This window comes from Bradyrhizobium sp. 35, from assembly GCF_023073215.1.
Lineage (GTDB): Bacteria > Pseudomonadota > Alphaproteobacteria > Rhizobiales > Xanthobacteraceae > Bradyrhizobium > Bradyrhizobium canariense_D.
In genome coordinates this window covers 1-19,165 of record NZ_JADPJC010000108.1, presented here as the reverse complement: position 1 = coordinate 19,165, position 19,165 = coordinate 1, and the positions used below count along the sequence as shown (strand labels likewise).

14 protein-coding genes and 1 tRNA gene are annotated in these 19,165 nt (G+C 63.2%); 2 read left to right on the top strand and 13 right to left on the bottom strand.

What is annotated here, in order from left to right:
* Positions 1-21: 21 nt before the first annotated feature.
* From rpoC to IVB36_RS21310, 11 genes are all read right to left on the bottom strand, one after another.
* Positions 22-4,218: a DNA-directed RNA polymerase subunit beta' gene (rpoC, locus tag IVB36_RS21360; RefSeq protein ID WP_247392940.1), complete on the bottom strand. Its 4,197-nt coding sequence runs from the start codon at positions 4,216-4,218 to the stop codon at positions 22-24.
* Positions 4,219-4,346: 128 nt separating this feature from the next.
* Complete coding sequence (gene rpoB / locus IVB36_RS21355) at positions 4,347-8,462, bottom strand: DNA-directed RNA polymerase subunit beta (protein WP_018456447.1); 4,116 nt, start codon at positions 8,460-8,462, stop codon at positions 4,347-4,349.
* A 482-nt stretch (positions 8,463-8,944) separates the two neighbouring features.
* On the bottom strand, positions 8,945-9,322 hold the full coding sequence (gene rplL / locus IVB36_RS21350) for a 50S ribosomal protein L7/L12 (protein WP_007602994.1): 378 nt from the start codon (positions 9,320-9,322) through the stop codon (positions 8,945-8,947).
* 54 nt (positions 9,323-9,376) lie between these two features.
* The gene (gene rplJ / locus IVB36_RS21345) at positions 9,377-9,895 is read right to left on the bottom strand and encodes a 50S ribosomal protein L10 (RefSeq protein WP_026233178.1); all 519 of its coding nucleotides are present in this window, start codon (positions 9,893-9,895) and stop codon (positions 9,377-9,379) included.
* Positions 9,896-10,472: 577 nt separating this feature from the next.
* Positions 10,473-11,420, bottom strand: coding sequence for a 2-hydroxyacid dehydrogenase (locus IVB36_RS21340; RefSeq protein WP_018456445.1), 948 nt, complete (start codon positions 11,418-11,420; stop codon positions 10,473-10,475).
* Positions 11,421-11,510: 90 nt separating this feature from the next.
* Positions 11,511-12,203: a 50S ribosomal protein L1 gene (gene rplA, locus IVB36_RS21335; RefSeq protein ID WP_007602988.1), complete on the bottom strand. Its 693-nt coding sequence runs from the start codon at positions 12,201-12,203 to the stop codon at positions 11,511-11,513.
* 6 nt (positions 12,204-12,209) lie between these two features.
* On the bottom strand, positions 12,210-12,638 hold the full coding sequence (gene rplK, locus IVB36_RS21330; protein ID WP_018456444.1) for a 50S ribosomal protein L11: 429 nt from the start codon (positions 12,636-12,638) through the stop codon (positions 12,210-12,212).
* Between the two features lie 130 nt (positions 12,639-12,768).
* Entirely contained in the window at positions 12,769-13,323 is a 555-nt protein-coding gene (gene nusG / locus IVB36_RS21325; protein ID WP_007602985.1) for a transcription termination/antitermination protein NusG, read from the bottom strand.
* Positions 13,323-13,514 carry a preprotein translocase subunit SecE gene (gene secE, locus IVB36_RS21320; RefSeq protein WP_007602984.1) on the bottom strand — a complete coding sequence of 64 codons (192 nt, stop codon included), beginning with the start codon at positions 13,512-13,514 and terminating at the stop codon, positions 13,323-13,325. The genes nusG and secE overlap by 1 nt, the downstream gene beginning before the upstream one ends.
* Before the next feature lie 617 nt (positions 13,515-14,131).
* Positions 14,132-14,359, bottom strand: a complete 228-nt coding sequence (locus IVB36_RS21315) for a hypothetical protein (RefSeq protein ID WP_198293367.1) — start codon at positions 14,357-14,359, stop codon at positions 14,132-14,134.
* 233 nt (positions 14,360-14,592) lie between these two features.
* Positions 14,593-14,668: transfer RNA gene (locus IVB36_RS21310), tRNA-Trp, on the bottom strand.
* Positions 14,669-14,830: 162 nt separating this feature from the next.
* On the opposite strand from IVB36_RS21310, the gene IVB36_RS21305 reads away from it, so the two are divergent.
* Positions 14,831-16,066, top strand: coding sequence for a serine hydrolase domain-containing protein (locus IVB36_RS21305; protein WP_018456441.1), 1,236 nt, complete (start codon positions 14,831-14,833; stop codon positions 16,064-16,066).
* A gap of 165 nt (positions 16,067-16,231) precedes the next feature.
* On the opposite strand, the gene IVB36_RS21300 is transcribed toward IVB36_RS21305, so the two are convergent.
* Entirely contained in the window at positions 16,232-16,999 is a 768-nt protein-coding gene (locus IVB36_RS21300) for an SDR family oxidoreductase (protein WP_018456440.1), read from the bottom strand.
* Between the two features lie 67 nt (positions 17,000-17,066).
* A complete protein-coding gene (locus tag IVB36_RS21295) occupies positions 17,067-17,765 on the bottom strand; it encodes a histidine phosphatase family protein (protein WP_018456439.1) in 699 nt (232 codons plus the stop codon).
* Positions 17,766-17,899: 134 nt separating this feature from the next.
* On the opposite strand from IVB36_RS21295, the gene IVB36_RS21290 reads away from it, so the two are divergent.
* On the top strand, positions 17,900-18,685 hold the full coding sequence (locus IVB36_RS21290) for an SDR family oxidoreductase (protein WP_018456438.1): 786 nt from the start codon (positions 17,900-17,902) through the stop codon (positions 18,683-18,685).
* The last annotated feature ends 480 nt before the right edge of the window (positions 18,686-19,165 follow it).

Sequence of the window (19,165 nt, the reverse complement as noted above, 5' to 3'; positions counted from 1 at the left end):
GGTATTCCTACGGATGAACGATCATTCCGCAGGTGGCAGCGCCATCGGCTCCACTTCCGGCGCCGGCGGCACGACCGCCGCCTGCTTCTCGCGCTCGTCGAGGATCATCTTGTCGCGCTTCACAGCGACTTCGCGGATCTTCGCCATGGAGGCGCCGGTGCCTGCCGGAATCAGCCGGCCGACGATGACGTTCTCCTTGAGGCCTTCGAGCGGATCGACCTTGCCGTTGACCGCCGCTTCCGTGAGGACTCGGGTGGTCTCCTGGAACGAGGCCGCCGAGAAGAAGGAGCGGGTCTGAAGGCTCGCCTTGGTGATGCCGAGCAGAACCGGCGTCCCCGTGGCGATCTTCTTGCCCTCTTCCTTGGCCTTCGCGTTGATCTGGTCGAACTCGATCTTGTCGATCTGCTCGCCCGAGATCATGTCCGTGTCGCCCTGGTCGGTGACTTCCACCTTCTGGAGCATCTGACGGACGATCACCTCGATGTGCTTATCGTTGATGAGCACGCCCTGGAGCCGATAGACCTCCTGGATCTCGTTGACCAGATAGGCCGCGAGTTCCTCGATGCCCTTGACCGCCAAAATGTCGTGCGGCGCCGGATTGCCTTCCACGATGAAGTCGCCCTTTTCGACGACGTCGCCGTCCTGAAGGTGGATGTGCTTGCCCTTCGGGATCAGGTACTCGCGCGCCTCTTCGGTCTTGTCCATCGGCTCGATCGAGATGCGACGCTTGTTCTTATAGTCGCGCCCAAACCGGATGGTGCCCGCGATTTCGGCGATGATCGCCGCATCCTTCGGACGCCGAGCCTCGAACAGTTCCGCCACCCGCGGCAGACCGCCGGTGATGTCGCGCGTCTTGGCGCTTTCGGTCGAGACACGGGCGAGAATGTCGCCCGCCTGGACCTTGGCGCCGACATCGACCGACAGAATGGCATCGACCGACAGCATGTAGCGGGCATCGCCGCCACGGGCGAGCTTGAGCACCTTGCCGTCCTTGCCCTTGATCACGATGGCGGGACGCAGGTCCCCGCCGCCGCGCATCGAGCGCCAGTCGATGACCACGCGCTTGGCAATACCGGTGGCCTCGTCGAGCGTTTCCGAGATCGACTGTCCCTCGACCAGATCCTCGAAGCCGATAGTACCTTCGACCTCGGTGAGGAGCGGACGGGTGTAGGGATCCCATTCCACGATACGCTGGCCACGCTTGACCATGTCGCCCTCGTCGACGTGCAGGCGCGAACCGTACTGAATACGGTGCGTCGCACGCTCGGTGCCGTCGGCATCGACGATCGCGATCACCATGTTGCGAACCATCGCGACCAGGTGGCCTTCGCTATTGCGGGCGATGGCCTTGTTCCTGATCACGATCTTGCCGTCGAAGTTGGATTCGACGAAAGATTGCTCGTTCAGCTGCGCCGCACCGCCGATGTGGAAGGTGCGCATGGTGAGCTGGGTGCCCGGCTCGCCGATCGACTGGGCCGCGATGACCCCGACCGCTTCGCCGTGGTTGACCGGCGTGCCGCGAGCGAGATCGCGGCCGTAGCACTTGCCGCAGATGCCGTTGACGAGCTCGCAGGTCAGCGCCGAGCGGATCTTCACCTCCTGGACGCCGCCCTGATGGATGGCATCCAGATGGCTCTCTTCCATCAGCGTACCGCGCTTGAAGATCACCTTGCCCGTGCTGTCACGCACGTCTTCGCAGGCCGTGCGTCCGAGGATGCGCGAGCCGAGCGAAGCGACCACGGTGCCGGCATCGACGATGGCGCGCATCTTGATGCCGAGCTTGGTGCCGCAATCGTCCTGCGTGATGATGCAATCCTGCGCGACGTCGACGAGACGACGGGTCAGATAGCCGGAGTTCGCGGTCTTCAACGCGGTGTCCGCGAGGCCCTTGCGGGCGCCGTGGGTCGAGTTGAAGTACTCGAGCACCGAGAGGCCTTCCTTGAAGTTCGAGATGATCGGCGTCTCGATGATCTCGCCCGACGGCTTGGCCATCAGGCCGCGCATGCCGGCGAGCTGGCGCATCTGGGCCGGCGAACCGCGGGCACCGGAGTGAGCCATCATGTAGATCGAGTTGATGTCGGCATCCGCCCCACTCGCCGTCTTCTTGGTCGAGGAGATCTCCTTCATCATCGCCTTGGCGATTTCTTCCGTGGCCTTCGACCAGGCGTCGACGACCTTGTTGTACTTCTCGCCATGGGTAATCAGACCGTCGTTGTACTGCTGCTCGAAATCCTTCGCCAGCGTACGGGTAGCGTCGACGATCTTCCACTTGGAGTGCGGCACGACCATGTCGTCCTTGCCGAACGAGATGCCGGCCTTGAACGCGTTGTAGAAGCCGAGCGCCATGATGCGGTCGCAGAAGATCACCGTCTCCTTCTGGCCGCAGTGGCGGTAGACCTGGTCGATGACGCCGGAGATCTCGCGCTTGGTCATCAGCTTGTTGATGATCTCGTACGGAACGCGCGGGTTCTTCGGCAGCAAATTGCCCAGCATGACGCGGCCGGCGGCGGTCTCGATCCAGCGCCTGGAGATCTTGCCGGTCTCGTCGATGCCTTCCCACCGGTACTTGATCTTGGTGTGGAGGTGGATGACCTTCGCGTGCAGCGCGTGCTCGAGCTCCGCCATCTCGCCGAAGATCTTGCCCTCGCCGGGCAGGCCTTCGCGCATGATGGAGACGTAGTAGAGACCGAGCACGATGTCCTGCGACGGCACGATGATCGGCTGGCCGTTCGCCGGATGCAGGATGTTGTTGGTCGACATCATCAGGACGCGCGCTTCCAGCTGCGCTTCCAGCGACAGCGGAACGTGCACGGCCATCTGGTCGCCGTCGAAGTCGGCGTTGAACGCGGCGCAGACCAGCGGGTGGAGCTGGATCGCCTTGCCCTCGATCAGCACGGGCTCGAACGCCTGGATGCCGAGGCGATGCAGCGTCGGTGCGCGGTTGAGCAGCACGGGATGCTCGCGGATGACCTCGTCCAGGATGTCCCAGACCTCGGGCCGCTCCTTCTCGACCAGCTTCTTGGCCTGCTTCACGGTGGTGGACAGGCCCTTGGCGTCAAGCCGCGAGTAGATGAACGGCTTGAACAGTTCGAGCGCCATCTTCTTCGGCAGACCGCACTGATGCAGGCGCAGCTCGGGACCGACCACGATCACCGAACGGCCCGAATAGTCGACGCGCTTGCCGAGCAGGTTCTGACGGAACCGGCCCTGCTTGCCCTTGAGCATGTCGGCGAGCGACTTCAGCGGACGCTTGTTGGCACCGGTGATGACGCGGCCACGGCGGCCGTTGTCGAACAGCGCGTCGACAGCCTCCTGAAGCATGCGCTTCTCGTTGCGGATGATGATGTCCGGCGCGCGCAGCTCCATCAGCCGCTTCAGGCGGTTGTTGCGGTTGATGACGCGGCGGTAGAGATCGTTGAGGTCCGAGGTCGCGAAGCGGCCGCCATCCAGCGGCACCAGCGGACGCAGGTCCGGCGGAATCACCGGAACCACCGTCATGATCATCCATTCCGGCTTGTTGCCGGAGTGGCGGAACGCTTCCACGATCTTCAGGCGCTTGGCGAGCTTCTTGTGCTTGATGTCGGAGTCGGTCTCCTGCATCTCCGCACGCAAGGTCAGCTCGAGCTTCTCGAGGTCCATGCCCTTGAGCAGCTCGCGAATCGCTTCCGCGCCGATCATGGCGGTAAAGGAATCCTGGCCGTATTCGTCCTGCGCCTTCAGATACTCGTCTTCCGACAAGAGCTGACGGTCCTTCAGCGCGGTGAGGCCCGGCTCGAGCACGACGTAATATTCGAAATAGAGGATCCGCTCGAGATCCTTCAACGTCATGTCGAGCAGGAGGCCGATGCGCGAGGGCAGCGACTTCAGGAACCAGATGTGGGCGACGGGGGCCGCGAGCTCGATATGGCCCATGCGCTCGCGCCGGACGCGCGACAGCGTGACCTCGACCGAGCACTTCTCGCAGATGATGCCCTTGTACTTCATGCGCTTGTACTTGCCGCACAAGCACTCGTAGTCCTTGATCGGCCCGAAGATGCGGGCGCAGAATAGGCCGTCGCGCTCGGGCTTGAAGGTACGGTAGTTGATGGTTTCCGGCTTCTTGATCTCGCCGTACGACCAGGACAGAATCTTCTCGGGGCTCGCGATCGAGATCCGGATCTGGTCGAAGACCTGAGCCGGCGTCGTCGGATTAAAGAGATTCATAATTTCTTGGTTCATCGTCTTCTCCTCGCGTGCCGGTCGCCTCCGGCAGCAAATTCGAAAATCACTATGCGGGGCGCCCTGCCCTCGCGATTCCAGGACTGGGCGCCGATGCCCGGCCATTCAGGCCGGGCATGAGGGTCGTATTACTCGGCCGCTTCCGCCGTCCCCGGTCCGACCTTGGAATTGTGCAGATCGACGTTGAGGCCGAGCGAGCGCATTTCCTTGACCAGCACGTTGAACGATTCCGGAATACCGGCCTCGAAGGTGTCGTCGCCACGCACGATCGCCTCGTACACCTTGGTACGGCCGGCGACGTCGTCCGACTTCACGGTCAGCATCTCCTGGAGCGTGTACGCCGCGCCGTAAGCCTCGAGCGCCCACACTTCCATTTCGCCGAAGCGCTGACCGCCGAACTGCGCCTTGCCGCCCAGCGGCTGCTGGGTAACGAGCGAGTACGGACCGATCGAACGCGCGTGGATCTTGTCGTCGACGAGATGGTGCAGCTTGAGCATGTAGATGTAGCCCACCGTCACCTTGCGGTCGAAGGCGTCGCCGGTGCGGCCGTCATAGACGGTCGACTGGCCCGAAGCGTCCAGACCGGCAAGCTTCAGCATCTCCTCGATGTCGGCTTCCTTGGCGCCGTCGAACACCGGCGTCGCGATCGGAACGCCGCGGCTCAGATTGTGGCCGAGCTCGATCAACTCGTTGTCGTTGAGCGACTTGATCGTCTCGTCCTCGCCGTAGACCTTCTTCAAGGTTTCCTTCAGCGGCCGGATGTCCTGCTTCGACAAATAGGCATCGACCGTCTGGCCGATACGCTTGCCGAGGCCGGCACAGGCCCAGCCGAGATGGGTCTCGAGGATCTGTCCGACGTTCATGCGCGATGGCACGCCGAGCGGATTGAGCACGATGTCGGCATGCGTACCGTCTTCGAGGAACGGCATGTCCTCGATCGGCACGATCTTCGACACCACGCCCTTGTTGCCGTGGCGGCCGGCCATCTTGTCGCCGGGCTGGATCTTGCGCTTCACCGCGACGAAGACCTTGACCATCTTCATCACGCCGGGCGGCAATTCGTCACCGCGCTGAAGCTTTTCGACCTTGTCGAGGAAGCGCTGTTCCAGCCCCTTCTTCGACTCGTCGTACTGCTTCCGCATGGCCTCGATCTCGGCCATCAGCTTGTCGTTCGGCGAAGCGAACAGCCACCACTGCGACTTCGGGTACTCCTCGAGCACCGCACGGGTGATCTTGGTGTCCTTCTTGAAGCCCTTCGGACCGGCGATGCCCTGCCGTCCTTCGAGCAGCTCGGCAAGACGGTTGTAGACGTTGCGGTCCAGGATCGCCTGCTCGTCGTCGCGGTCCTTGGCCAGACGCTCGATCTCTTCCCGCTCGATCGCCAGCGCACGCTCGTCCTTGTCGACGCCGTGCCGGTTGAACACGCGCACTTCGACGATGGTGCCCTGCACGCCCGGAGGAACGCGCAGCGAGGTGTCGCGGACGTCGGAAGCCTTCTCGCCGAAGATGGCGCGCAGGAGCTTTTCTTCCGGCGTCATCGGGCTTTCGCCCTTCGGCGTGATCTTGCCGACCAGGATGTCACCGGCGCGTACTTCCGCGCCGATGTACACGATGCCGGCTTCGTCGAGGTTCTTCAGCGCTTCTTCCGAGACGTTCGGAATGTCGCGGGTGATTTCCTCGGGTCCGAGCTTGGTGTCGCGGGCCATTACCTCGAATTCTTCGATATGAATTGAGGTAAACACGTCTTCCTTCACGATCCGCTCGGAGAGCAGGATCGAGTCTTCGAAGTTGTAGCCGTTCCACGGCATGAACGCGACGAGCACGTTCCGGCCGAGCGCGAGCTCGCCGAGATCGGTCGACGGACCGTCGGCGATGATGTCGCCCTTCTTGACAATGTCGCCGACCTTCACCAGCGGACGCTGGTTGATGCAGGTCGACTGGTTGGAGCGCTGGTACTTCATCAGCCGGTAGATATCGACGCCCGACTTGGTCGGATCGAGATCTTCCGTGGCGCGGATCACGACGCGGGTGGCGTCGATCTGGTCGATCACGCCCGAACGGCGCGCCGCGATCGCAGCACCCGAGTCACGCGCAACCACGCCTTCCATGCCGGTGCCGACGAACGGCGCTTCGGCGCGAACCAGCGGCACCGCCTGGCGCTGCATGTTCGAGCCCATCAGCGCGCGGTTGGCGTCGTCGTTCTCGAGGAACGGGATCAGCGCGGCCGCGACCGAAACGAGCTGCTTCGGCGACACGTCCATGTAGTCGACCTTGTCCGGGGTGACCGGCAAGACTTCGCCGGCGTGACGGCAGACCACGAGATCTTCGGTGAAGCGGCCCTTCGGATCGAGCGGCACGTTGGCCTGCGCGACCGTGTAGCGGCCCTCTTCCATCGCCGAGAGGTACACGACCTCGTCGGTGACGCGGCCGTCCTTGACCTTGCGGTAAGGCGTCTCGACGAAGCCGTACTTGTTCACGCGCGCGAAGGTCGCGAGCGAGTTGATCAGGCCGATGTTCGGACCTTCCGGCGTCTCGATCGGGCAGATGCGGCCGTAATGCGTCGGATGCACGTCGCGGACCTCGAAGCCGGCGCGCTCGCGGGTCAGACCGCCCGGTCCAAGTGCCGACAGGCGGCGCTTGTGGGTGATCTCCGACAGCGGGTTGGTCTGGTCCATGAACTGCGAGAGCTGCGAGGAGCCGAAGAACTCGCGCACGGCGGCGGCCGCCGGCTTGGCGTTGATCAGGTCCTGCGGCATGACCGTGTCGATGTCGACCGAAGACATGCGCTCCTTGATCGCGCGCTCCATGCGGAGCAAGCCGATGCGGTACTGGTTCTCCATGAGCTCGCCGACCGAACGCACACGGCGATTGCCGAGATGGTCGATGTCGTCGATCTCGCCCTTGCCGTCGCGCAAATCCACCAGCGTCTTGATGACGGAGAGGATGTCTTCCTTGCGGAGCGTGCGTTGGGTGTCGGGCGCATCGAGGTCGAGGCGCATGTTCATCTTGACGCGACCGACCGCCGAGAGGTCGTAGCGCTCGGCGTCGAAGAACAGTGACTGGAACATTGCCTGCGCCGAATCCAGCGTCGGCGGCTCGCCGGGACGCATCACGCGGTAGATGTCGAACAGCGCGTCCTCGCGCGTCATGTTCTTGTCGGCCGCGAGGGTGTTGCGGATGTAGGCGCCGACATTGACGTGGTCGATGTCGAGCAGCGGCAGCTCCTTGTAGCCGTGCTCGTTGAGAACCTTGATCGACTTGTCGGTGATCTCTTCACCGGCTTCCGCGTGGATCTCGCCGGTCTTGGGATTGACGAGGTCCTCGGCGATGTAGTTGCCGACGAGCTCAGCATCCGAGAGGCGCAGCGCCTTCAGCCCCTTCTCCTGCATCTGACGCGCACCGCGCACGGTGAGCTTCTTGCCGGCTTCGAGCACGACCTTGCCGGTATCGGCGTCGATCAGGTCGTTGATGGTCGAGTAGCCGCGGAAACGATTGGCGTCGAACGGAACGCGCCAGCCTTCCTTGATCCGCTTGTACTGGATCTTCTTGTAGAAGGTGCTGAGGATCGCCTCGCCGTCGAGACCAAGCGCGAACATCAGCGACGTCACCGGAAGCTTGCGGCGACGGTCGATACGCGCATAGACGATGTCCTTGGCGTCGAACTCGATGTCGAGCCAGGAGCCGCGATATGGGATCACGCGAGCGGCGAACAGCAGCTTGCCCGACGAATGGGTCTTGCCCTTGTCGTGGTCGAAGAACACGCCCGGCGAACGGTGCATCTGCGAGACGATGACGCGCTCGGTGCCGTTGACGATGAAGGTGCCGTTCATCGTCATGAGCGGGATGTCGCCCATGTAGACGTCCTGCTCCTTGATGTCCTTGACCGACTTCGCGCCGGTTTCCTCGTCGATATCGAACACGATGAGGCGTAGCGTCACCTTGAGGGGGGCCGCGAAGGTCATGCCGCGCTGGCGGCACTCGTCGACGTCGTATTTCGGCGGCTCGAACTCGTAGCGGACGAATTCCAGCATCGAGGTGCCCGAGAAGTCGGAGATCGGGAACACCGAGCGGAACACCGCCTGCAAGCCCTCGTCCGATCGACCGCCCTGGGGCTCGTCGACCATCAGGAACTGGTCATAGGACGCCTTCTGAACCTCGATGAGGTTCGGCATCTCGGCGACTTCCTTGATGTGTCCGAAGAACTTGCGAACGCGTTTGCGACCGGTGAATGTCTGCTGCGCCATCGTGGCCTCTCATTTTCGTCGCCCGATTTGGGCGCGCCCTCCGGAACGCGGCGACCGCCGCTCCCCGGGTTGAATTTTTCGAACCCGTCTTGGGGGCCGGAGACTCAGTTTCAGGTAGGAATGTCCTGAATCTGTTCTTCAGACCTTCAAAACGCAAAACGACGCGCGGGGCGCAGGAGCGCGCCCGCCCGTCACAACCAACCTCTTCACGGACTGCAAAAGCCCGAAATAGCTTGCTCTCCCAACGGCTTACAGGGAATGCGGCATCCCTGCCCACCGCGCTTTCGTGCTGCCGACCCGATATGGGGCGACATTAGTGCAGATTCGAGGGACAAACCCTCAAATCCCCACACTTTTTCGTGTTCGGCCTGCGTCGGGTCGTTCCGTCGCACGCCTTTTGCATCTGGCCCGCCCTTTCAGGGAGCGGACCGAGACCCCGGTTGCGATGATGCTCACCGGGATCTCGTGTCAGTAAGCGCTGCTTACTTGAGCTCGACCTTCGCGCCAGCCTTCTCGAGCTGGGCCTTGAGCTTCTCGGCTTCGTCCTTGTTCACGCCTTCCTTGACAGGCTTCGGCGCGCCCTCGACGAGGTCCTTTGCTTCCTTCAGGCCCAGGCCGGTGATGGCGCGGACTTCCTTGATGACCTCGATCTTCTTGTCGCCGGCAGCGGCAAGAACGACCGTGAACTCGGTTTTCTCTTCGGCCGGAGCGGCGGCAGCGCCACCACCAGCCGGGCCGGCCACGGCGACAGCCGCGGCAGCCGAAACGCCCCACTTCTCTTCGAGGAGCTTCGCGAGTTCGGCAGCTTCGAGCACGGTGAGGCTCGAGAGGTCGTCAACGATCTTCTGCAGGTCAGCCATTGTTCAGTTTCCTTGAATGTAAGTCTGGTTCGGGTTTGAGTTTTGCGAAGGGCGTCAGGCCGCTTCGCTCTTTGAGGCATAAGCCTGAATGACACGCGCGAGCTTGCCCGCGGGCGCGTTGGCGAGCTGAGCGATCTTGGTCGCCGGGGCCACAAGCAGGCCGACGATCTTGGCGCGCAGTTCGTCAAGCGACGGCAGCGAGGCAAGTGCCTTCACGCCGTCGACATTCAGGACGGTCGTTCCCATCGAGCCGCCAATGATGACGAACTTTTCGTTCGCCTTGGCGAATTCGACGGCGACCTTTGGCGCCGCTACCGGATCGTCCGAAGTGGCGATCACGGTCGGTCCCTTCAGCATGGGGCCGATGGCAACGACGTCAGTGCCTTCAAGAGCAATTTTGGCGAGACGGTTCTTCGAGACCTTCACCGAGGCGCCAGCCTGCTTCATCTGCGAGCGCAGCTTCTGCATCTGGGCAACGGTCAGGCCGGAATATTGGGCAACGACCGCGACGCTCGTGGTCTTGAAGACCCCATTGAGCTGTTCGACCGCTTCCTTTTTTGCCGCTCGTTCCACAGCAAGCTCTTTCCGGTTGGCGGTCATCGCGAAAGCGGGACCGCCGGGTTGCACCCATCGTCCCGCCCAAACCTGAACCTCAGGGCCAAACCCATCGGACACGCCGGGCAAGACGACAATTCAAAGCCTGCCCTCCGAGAGCCCGTTAGAGCCCACGGCGTGTCGAGGTCCGAACCAAACCCATTCCGCAACCGACCCTAAGGTGGCCACGAAGTGAAATCCGGTCTTCACCCGTCTATGCAGGCCATGCGATTAAGCCGTTGAGAAATCGGAATTCCCCGCGGGCGCCTGCAGTCTTGGACAGGACAAGGTCAGCCGGCGAACCGCCCGACCTCTGCCCGCACCCCACACCCGACGGTTTTCCCTCCCTTTCCAGCAAATCCTCACGGACGCCCTGAAAAGGAATGATCTCCATCGCTTGTTTTCGGAATGCGTGCACGAACGCGCCAGCCGAGGCCGGCACGTCCGGAAGCGGTTCTTTAACCGCTCGGGGCCTGCTTGCCAAGAGCAAAATTCACACCAGTTCCAATCCGTTGCCGCTCGCGCTTAACCATGGCCGAAAAGGGCCGGTTTCCGCTCATTTGACCGCGTAAGGCAACTTCTTGCCCTCGAAAAACGCGGTCAGGTTCGCCAGCACGCAGTTCTGCATGGCGACGTGCGATTCCAGGGTGTGGCCGCCAATATGGGGGGAGAACACGACGTTGGGCAGTGCCGTCAGCGCGTCAGGAGCGTGCGGTTCCTTGTCATAGACATCGAGACCGGCTCCAGCGATGGTCTTCTGGGTGAGCGCCAGCACCAGGGCTTTCTCATCGATCACCGAGCCGCGGGAGATGTTGACGACATAGCCGTCCGCCCCGAGGCGCTTGAGGATATCGGCGCTGACGGCATGCTGGGTCTCGGCTCCTGCCCGGACCGCGATCATCAGCACGCTGCACCAGTCGGCCAGCGCCTCCAAGGTCGGGAAATATTGATAGGGCAGATCGTACCTGCTGCGGCTGAAATAGCCGATCTCGCTCTCGAAGGACGCGCAGCGCGCTGCGATCTTGCGGCCGATCTCGCCCATGCCGTAGACCCCGATGCGGCGGCCCGGCATCCCGGCCTGCGGGCGCATCATCGGCGAGGGCTTTGACGCGGCCCAATCGCCGCTTCGGACGTACTGGTCGGCCACCAGGATTCGCCGCGTCGCCGCGAGCATCAGGGTCATCGCGATGTCGGCGACGGAGGCCGCATTGGCACCCGGGCTATGTCCGACCGCAATATTGCGGGCAGCAGCGGCCTTCAGGTCAACACCGTCATAGCCGGTGCCGTAGCAGACGATGGCACCGAGCTTGGGAAACAGGTCCATCGCCTCCGCGCCCAGCGGCGTTCCGCCGGCGGTGAGCACTGCACGGATATCGCCGAGCGCGTCGGCCGAAAACATCTCCCGCGCCGGCTTGCCGCCGGTGTCGAGCAGCTCGAACCGCTCGGCGAAGCGCGCCATCATCGTCTTGGGAAAGCGCGAGTAGATCAGGACCTTGTCAGTCATTGTTCTTGTTTCCGGTGAACGCCGTCACAAACGACGAGGGGCGGAATCGGTTGCCCAATTCCGCCCCTCGCCTCATGTCATTTGCAAACCTTAGCCGAGAATGGTGCCCGGCTCGACCTTCACGCCGGGGCCCATCGACGAGGACACCGCAACGCGCTGGATGTAGGTGCCCTTGGAACCGGCCGGCTTGGCCTTGGAGACAGCGTCAGCCAAGGCCTTGATGTTTTCGACCAGTTTTTCCTCGGTGAACGAGGCCTTGCCGACGCCAGCCTGCAGGATGCCGGCCTTCTCGACGCGGAACTCGACCGAGCCGCCCTTGGCGCCCTTCACGGCGCCGGTGACGTCCATGGTCACGGTGCCGATCTTCGGGTTCGGCATCAGGCCGCGCGGGCCCAGCACCTTACCGAGACGACCGACCAGCGGCATCATGTCGGGGGTCGCAATACAACGATCGAAATCGATCGTGCCGTTCTGCACCTTCTCGACCAGGTCCTCGGCGCCGACGACGTCGGCTCCGGCAGCCTTGGCCTCGTCGGCCTTGGCGCCGCGGGCGAACACGCCGACGCGGAGCGTACGGCCGGTGCCGTTCGGCAGGGTCACAACGCCGCGGACCATCTGGTCGGCGTGACGCGGATCGACGCCGAGATTGATCGCGACCTCGATGGTCTCGTCGAACTTCGCTTTCGCGCGTTCCTTGACCATCTTGATGGCGTCTGCGAGCGGGTAAAGCTTTTCGCGATCAATACCTTCGCGGGCTTTGTTCAAACGTTTTCCGATTGCCATGACCGCTTACCCTGCCACTTCCAGACCCATCGAGCGGGCAGAGCCCTCGACCATCTTCATGGCCGCTTCGATGGAATCGCAATTGAGATCCTTCATCTTCTTCTCGGCGATCTCGCGCACCTGCGCTTTGGTCACCGCACCCGCCTTGTCACGGCCCGGCGCCTTGGAGCCGGACTGGATCTTGGCAGCCTGCTTGAGGAAGAAGGACATCGGCGGCGTCTTCATCTCGAACGTGAAGGAACGATCGGCGTAGATCGTAATCACGACGGGAATCGGGGTGTTTTTCTCTTCCTTCTGGGTCTGGGCGTTGAACGCCTTGCAGAACTCCATGATGTTGAGACCGCGCTGACCGAGCGCGGGACCGATCGGGGGCGAAGGATTCGCCGCACCGGCCGGGACCTGAAGCTTCAGGTATCCGGTCACTTTCTTTGCCATGTATCACTCCTGTTGGGCCGGCCTGGGCCGGCGGTTTCAGGTTCGTGGTCTGGGTCGGAGGCGGCTGGCGACCGCCCTCTCCCTCCCACGGCCTCTTGTTACGCGAGACCGAAGCCTCACGCCTACCCGATCAGACCTTCTCGACCTGACCGAATTCCAGTTCGACCGGCGTGGCGCGGCCGAAGATCGACACCGCGACCTTCACGCGCGAGCGCGCCTCGTCGATTTCCTCGACCACACCCGAGAACGAGGCAAACGGGCCATCGGCCACGCGCACGTTCTCGCCGATCTCGAACGACACCGACGCCTTCGGCCGTTCCACGCCCTCCTGCACCTGGTGCAGAATGCGCATGGCCTCGGCTTCCGAGATCGGCATCGGCTTGTTTTCCGCGCCGAGGAAGCCGGTCACCTTCGGCGTGTTCTTGATCAGATGAAACGCCTCGTCGGTCAGCTTCATCTTCACCAGCACGTAGCCCGGGAAGAACTTGCGCTCGGCGTCGATCTTGCGGCCGCGGCGCACTTCCGTGACCTTCTCGGTCGGAACCAGCACCAGCTCGAACAGCTCCTCGAGCCCGCGCTGCTTGGCCTGCTCGCGGATCGATTCGGCGACCTTCTTCTCGAAGTTCGAATAGGCGTGGACGATGTACCAGCGCTTGTCAGACAATTGAGCCGTTGCTGTTGCCATCAGTGAATGCCCAGAAGGAAGGTGATGAGGACGCGGATGATCTGGTCGGCGGCGAAGAAGAAGATCGAGGCAACGGCGACCATGACGAACACCATGATGGTGGTGATCGTGGTCTCGCGGCGGGTCGGCCAGGTGACCTTGGCGGTCTCCGAGCGGACTTCCTGCAAGAACTTGAACGGGCTGACTGCCATCGTTTGATGTCCAACGTCCGTCGACAGACGCGAATGAATTTCAGGGATCCGAACAGCCGCCGTTGGCCCAGCCCTCTGTCGAAGGATGAGCCGGAAATCGGGCTCGATTGTTCGGGGATTCAAAGCCGCGCCGGAAATCCGCGTCTAACGGGCCGGCTGCGAGTGCGCGGTATCTACTTCGGATGGGACCAAAGGTCAAGATAGAGAGGGCCCGCGCGCCCAAAACGATCTCCGCGGGCGAACGACCAGAGATCAGGCCGATCAAGGGCTTATCTGCCGCCTGCAAAGCGCAGTCCCAGCGCCTCAGCCGGTTCCTCGCAGAACGAGACCACCGGGGCCCCCTCACCTGCAGCCCCTTTTGGCGACCCCCTCAAGGTCAGTCGGCCCGATCGATCGTCGAAATGCTCGGCAACGGCACAACGAACTTTCCGCCCTCGGCGAAATAGCCGCCTCCAGTCGGCCGCAGGGTCGCGGCATGGCTGAGGACAAGCTCTTCAACTAATACGAACGTCAGGACGTCTTGCCGACGTTCGGGAATTTCAATTCCGCCGCCGAACTGCCGGGCACGATGCGAGCCGGCTACGACACGTGTTCAGCCATATCATCAACCTCGCGCGCTACGTGCTCGGATCGCCGCCGGCAGTCGCCGAAAGCAACATCGAGAGCTCGGGCGCGGCGACCGTGACACTCGACTCGACGGCGTCGCCTGCGCGCTGCAGCTCGCGAATGGATCCAAAGGCGTCTGGCGCGAGGGGCTGAGCAACGCGTTCGAGCTGGGCGCGCTGACCATCGAATTGCCACCGCCTTTTGCCGAGCAGGAGGCGGAGGTCGTTCTCCATCAGCAAGGACAACCCACGGAATTGTCTCGCGGCAAGGTTGGGCGTTTCGGCGTCAGGCCGAGGCATTCGTCGCCGATATCGTGGAGCAGAGGACGCCGTGGCTTCCGGCGCAGATTCCGTGGCCGACATCGCCCTTCGGAGGCGATCTGGAAACGGCAGATCATCGCCTAGGGCTGCGCCATCCAGCAATATCCAGCCGACGGCTAATCGCCCACATCCCAGTTAAGTGTTTGATTGGTTGGCAGGAGTGGCAGGGCTCGAACCTGCGACCCCCGGTTTTGGAGACCGGTGCTCTACCAATTGAGCTACACTCCTACGGACCCTGCGTTGCCGCGCGGATCAGGCCGCTTTGAAGCACAAGGGGCGGCCGGATTGCAAGGCCGGATTGCAAGGGTGAAGCGCGCTGGCTTCGCTTGTTTGTGCCGCGCCTTCTGGGCCACAGTCCGCTCCGAACAATAATAAGCACCGGGAGTACCCATGACTGCCCAAGCGTCCGCGACAGCCGCCCCTCGCCCCTCGATCGCCGCGAAGACCCCGCCCCTGCCGGAATCCCGCCCCGAGACGCTCGGGCTGTCGCGCCCTCGCCTCGAGACCATGTCGGACGCCTTCAAGCGCGAGATCGACAAGGGAACCGTGCCGGGCGTCACCGTGCTGGTGGCACGGCACGGTCAGGTCGGATGGTTTGAGGCGCTCGGGAAACAGAGCCCGACGGGCGCGGCGCCGATGGCGCATGATTCGATCTTCCGCATTTTCTCGATGACCAAGCCGATCGTGTCGGTCGGCGTCATGACGCTGGTCGAGGACGGCCACCTGCTCCTTGCCGACCCCGTCGCGAAATTCATCCCGGAGTTCGCCAACCAGAAGGTCGGCGTGGTCAGCGGCGGCAAGCTGGAACTGGTTCCGCCGAAGCGCCCGATGACGGTGCAGGACCTGCTCCGCCACACCTCCGGCCTGACCTACGAGCACCAGGGCGACGGCCCCGTGCACAAGATCTATCAGGACTCGCGGGTGCGCAGCCGCAAGATCACCAATGCCGAGCACGCCGCCCTGGTCGCGAGCTTCCCGCTGGTCTGTCACCCCGGCGACGAGTTCAACTACAGCCGCTCCACCGACATCCTCGGGCGCATCATCGAGGTCGTCAGCGGCAAGTCGCTCGGCACGTACCTCACCGAGCGCATTCTCACGCCCTTGCAGATGGCCGAGACCGGCTTTGCGACAGCGGAGGTCAATGCCAACAGGCTCGCCGAGCCATTCGCGGCCGATCCCTGGACCGGCGACAAGGTCGCGCTGTTCAACATGCTCGAGCAGCCCATCATGGAGTCCGGCGGCGGCGGCCTCGTCTCCACCACCATGGATTATGCCCGCTTCGCGCTGATGCTGCGCAATGGCGGCACGCTCGACGGCAACAGGATCATCGGCCGCAAGACGCTGGAGCTGATGGCCTCCGATCATCTCGGCCCGAACGTCGTGACCAACGGCACGCTGCTGTCGCCTGGCCATGGTTTCGGCCTCGGGTTCGCGGTGCGCCGCGAAGCCGGCATCGCGCCCTTCCCCGGCAGCGTCGGCCAGTTTTTCTGGAGCGGCATCGCGGGGACGTTCTTCTGGATCGATCCGAAGGAGGATCTGTTCGTCGTGTTCATGAGCCAGGGCCCGGGGCAGCGCGATCATACGCGTACGCTGGTGCGGGATCTGGTGTACGCGGCGGTGGATTGAGGCGGCGCCGCTATGCGCGGCGCTGCATCACATTTTCGCTGTCATGCCCCGGCTTGACCGGGGCATCCAGTACTCCGGGGCGGATGTGGCGAGAGCGAGCTCTCCAACGAAGGCCGCGGAGTACTGGATCGCCCGCCTTCACGGGCGATGACACCTATTGGGGCCTCAACTGATCGTCGCGCCGCCGTCGATCACCATGGTCTGGCCGGTCATGAAGTCGCCGGCCTTCGAGCCCAGGAACACCGCGGCGCCCGCGATCTCGTCGGGGATGCCGATGCGCAGCAGCGGCGAACGCGCAGTCGAGGCTTTCAGGTTCTCCGGATTGTCCCACAACGCTTTCGCGAAATCGGTCTTGATCAGGCCGGGCGCGATGCAGTTCACGCGGATATTGTGCGGGCCATATTCGCAGGCCAAATTGCGCGCGAGCTGCATGTCGGCGGCTTTCGAGATCGCGTAGGCGCCGAGGATGGTCGAGCCTTTCAGGCCGCCGATCGAGGAGACGATGATGATCGAGCCATCCTTGCGCTCGATCATCTGCGGCACCACCATCGAGATCAGCCAGTTGTTGGCGACGATGTTGTTGTCCAGGATCTTCCTGAACTGATCGTCCGAGATGCCGGCGAGCGGGCCGTAATACGGGTTCGACGCGGCGTTGCAGACCAGCACGTCGATCTTGCCGAAGGCGCGGTTGCTCTCGTCGATGAGGTTCTGCAGATTTTCCTTCGACGAGATGTTGGCGGCGATCGCCACCGCCGTGCCCTTGCCGAACTTGTCGTTGATCCTCTTGGCGACCTGGTCGCAAACGTCGGCCTTGCGCGAGGAGATCACCACCTTGGCGCCGTGCTCGGCCATGCGCTCGGCGATCGCAAGCCCAATGCCGCGCGTCGAACCAGTGATGACGGCGACTTTCCCCTTCATGTCGAACAAGGTCATGTTTCTCTCCCAGAGTACGTTTTGATTGCTTGAAGCTTACGCCGCGTCCGCGCCACCGGGCAATTGCTCAGGCGAGCTTCTTGACTTCCGGTCCCGCGGGTTGATGCATCGCCGCATGCGCATCGTCCGCGATCCACGGCTGCTGGTTCACCATCGGCAGCCGCCAGACATTGCGTTCGGGGCTTGCGAAATAGTCGAGCCGCGTCACCGAGCAATTGTCGATATCGAACGCGAGCCCTCGCTCCGGCTGATTGTCGAGCGCCAGCCCCAGCGCCGCCTTGATGGTGCCGCCATGTGCGACCGCGATCACGTCCTGCCCGGCGGCCTCATTGTTGATCCGCTCGATGGTGCGGCGGGTGCGGTTGTAGAGGTCCATGAAGCTTTCGCCGCCGGGTGCAGGCTCGTTGATGTCGGCAAACCAGCTCGAGCCGACGGGACGGCTGGCGATGAACTCGGCGCGGTTCATGCCCTGCCAGCGACCGAGATTCTGTTCGGCGAGGTCCGCCTCCCATTTCATCGATGCAGGCCTCGGGAATCCGGCCGCCCAGATCGCTTCGGCGGTCTGATGGGTGCGCATCAGATTGCTCGAATACCAGACCGCCTTGCGTGGCAGCACCTTGGCAACAGCATTGAAGACGTAGGTATCGCTGGTGTCGCAGGCGAGATCGGACTGACCGTAGATGTTGCCACCGTCATTGCGCACGGGCGCGTGACGGACCCACCACCAGCGTGTCGTGACCACTTTGGGCTTGTCTGCACCTGCCATCGAAACCCTTCCATCCCGTCTGATGTCGCTGTACGTCAGTAGCGAACGTGTCTCAAGACACTTTACCGTTTGAAATCTTGTTTGAAATTCCGTCGCGCGGCAAGCGTCGCGCGCGAACCAAAGGGAGAAACCGCATGGGCCGTCTGCAAGGCAAATCCGTCATCATCACCGGTGCCGGCAGCGGCATCGGCCGCGCGGCCGCGCTGCTGTTCACCAGGGAAGGCGCCAAGCTAATCGCGGTCGATCGCAGCGAGGCGGTGAAGGAGACGGTCGACGAGGTGAAGAAGGCCGGCGGTGTCGCGGAAGCCATGATGGCGGATGCGGGCTCCGAAAAGGACGTCATGGCCGTGATCGACAAGGCGGTGAAGACGCACGGCCGGCTCGACGTGATCTGGGCCAATGCCGGCGTCTCCGGCGGACTCGTTCCGCTCGGCGAGCAGACCGTCGAGCAATGGCAGGAAGTCTTGCGCATCAACCTGATCGGGCCGTTTCTCGCGGTGAAGCATGCGATGCCGCACATGGTGAAGCAGCAGTCCGGCGCGATCGTGCTCACCGCGTCCGTCGCGGGCCTCAAGGCCGGCGCCAGCGGACATCCCTATGCCGCGAGCAAGGCCGGCGTCATCTCCCTGGTGCAGACCACCGCCTATTCGCTCACCGGCACCGGTGTGCGCATCAACGCGGTGTGCCCGGGCCTGATCGAGACCGGCATGACCAAGCCGATCTTCGACCGCGCCAAGGAGCGCGGCACCGCCGACAAGATCGGCCAGCTCAATCCGCTCAAGCGCCCCGGCCAGCCGCACGAGCTCGCCGCGATGGGACTGTTCTTGGCCAGCGACGAGGCGTCGTACGTCAATGGCCAGGCCTTCCCGGTGGACGGCGGACTGACGGCGTCGATGCCGTATACGGGGAAGCCGGTTTAGTTCACGCACTCTCGCGTCCCGGAGGCGCTGCAGCTTTCTCACGCTGCTGCGCTGCGTCCGGGGCACGAGACAGAAGTTTTGGCGCGCAACTGCTTCAGCATCGTCATTGCGAGCACAGCGAAGCAATCCAGAGTCTTTCCGCGGCGTCAGCCTGGATTGCTTCGCTGTGCTCGCAATGACGGAGTCTGTGCTCGCAATGACGGAGTCTGTGGGTGGCAGGGTCGCGCTTCCATTCGCATTCCCGTTCGCAGACACACCTTCGCCCTCTCGCGGCTTGTTCGCCCGAGCTTTGCTTGGTCGCCTCACCCTCGAATGAAAGAGGGCGCAGGGAAGACCGGGCGCCGGCTGGCACCCGCGGTCCACTGTGCGAAGTTGCAGTAAAAAATCTGCACAGCGGCATACAGGTGAAGCCAAAACGTCCGGCCTTCCCTGCGCAGCGGTTTTACGGCTTATGCCGTGCTCTCCCCGGGGAGCGATGCA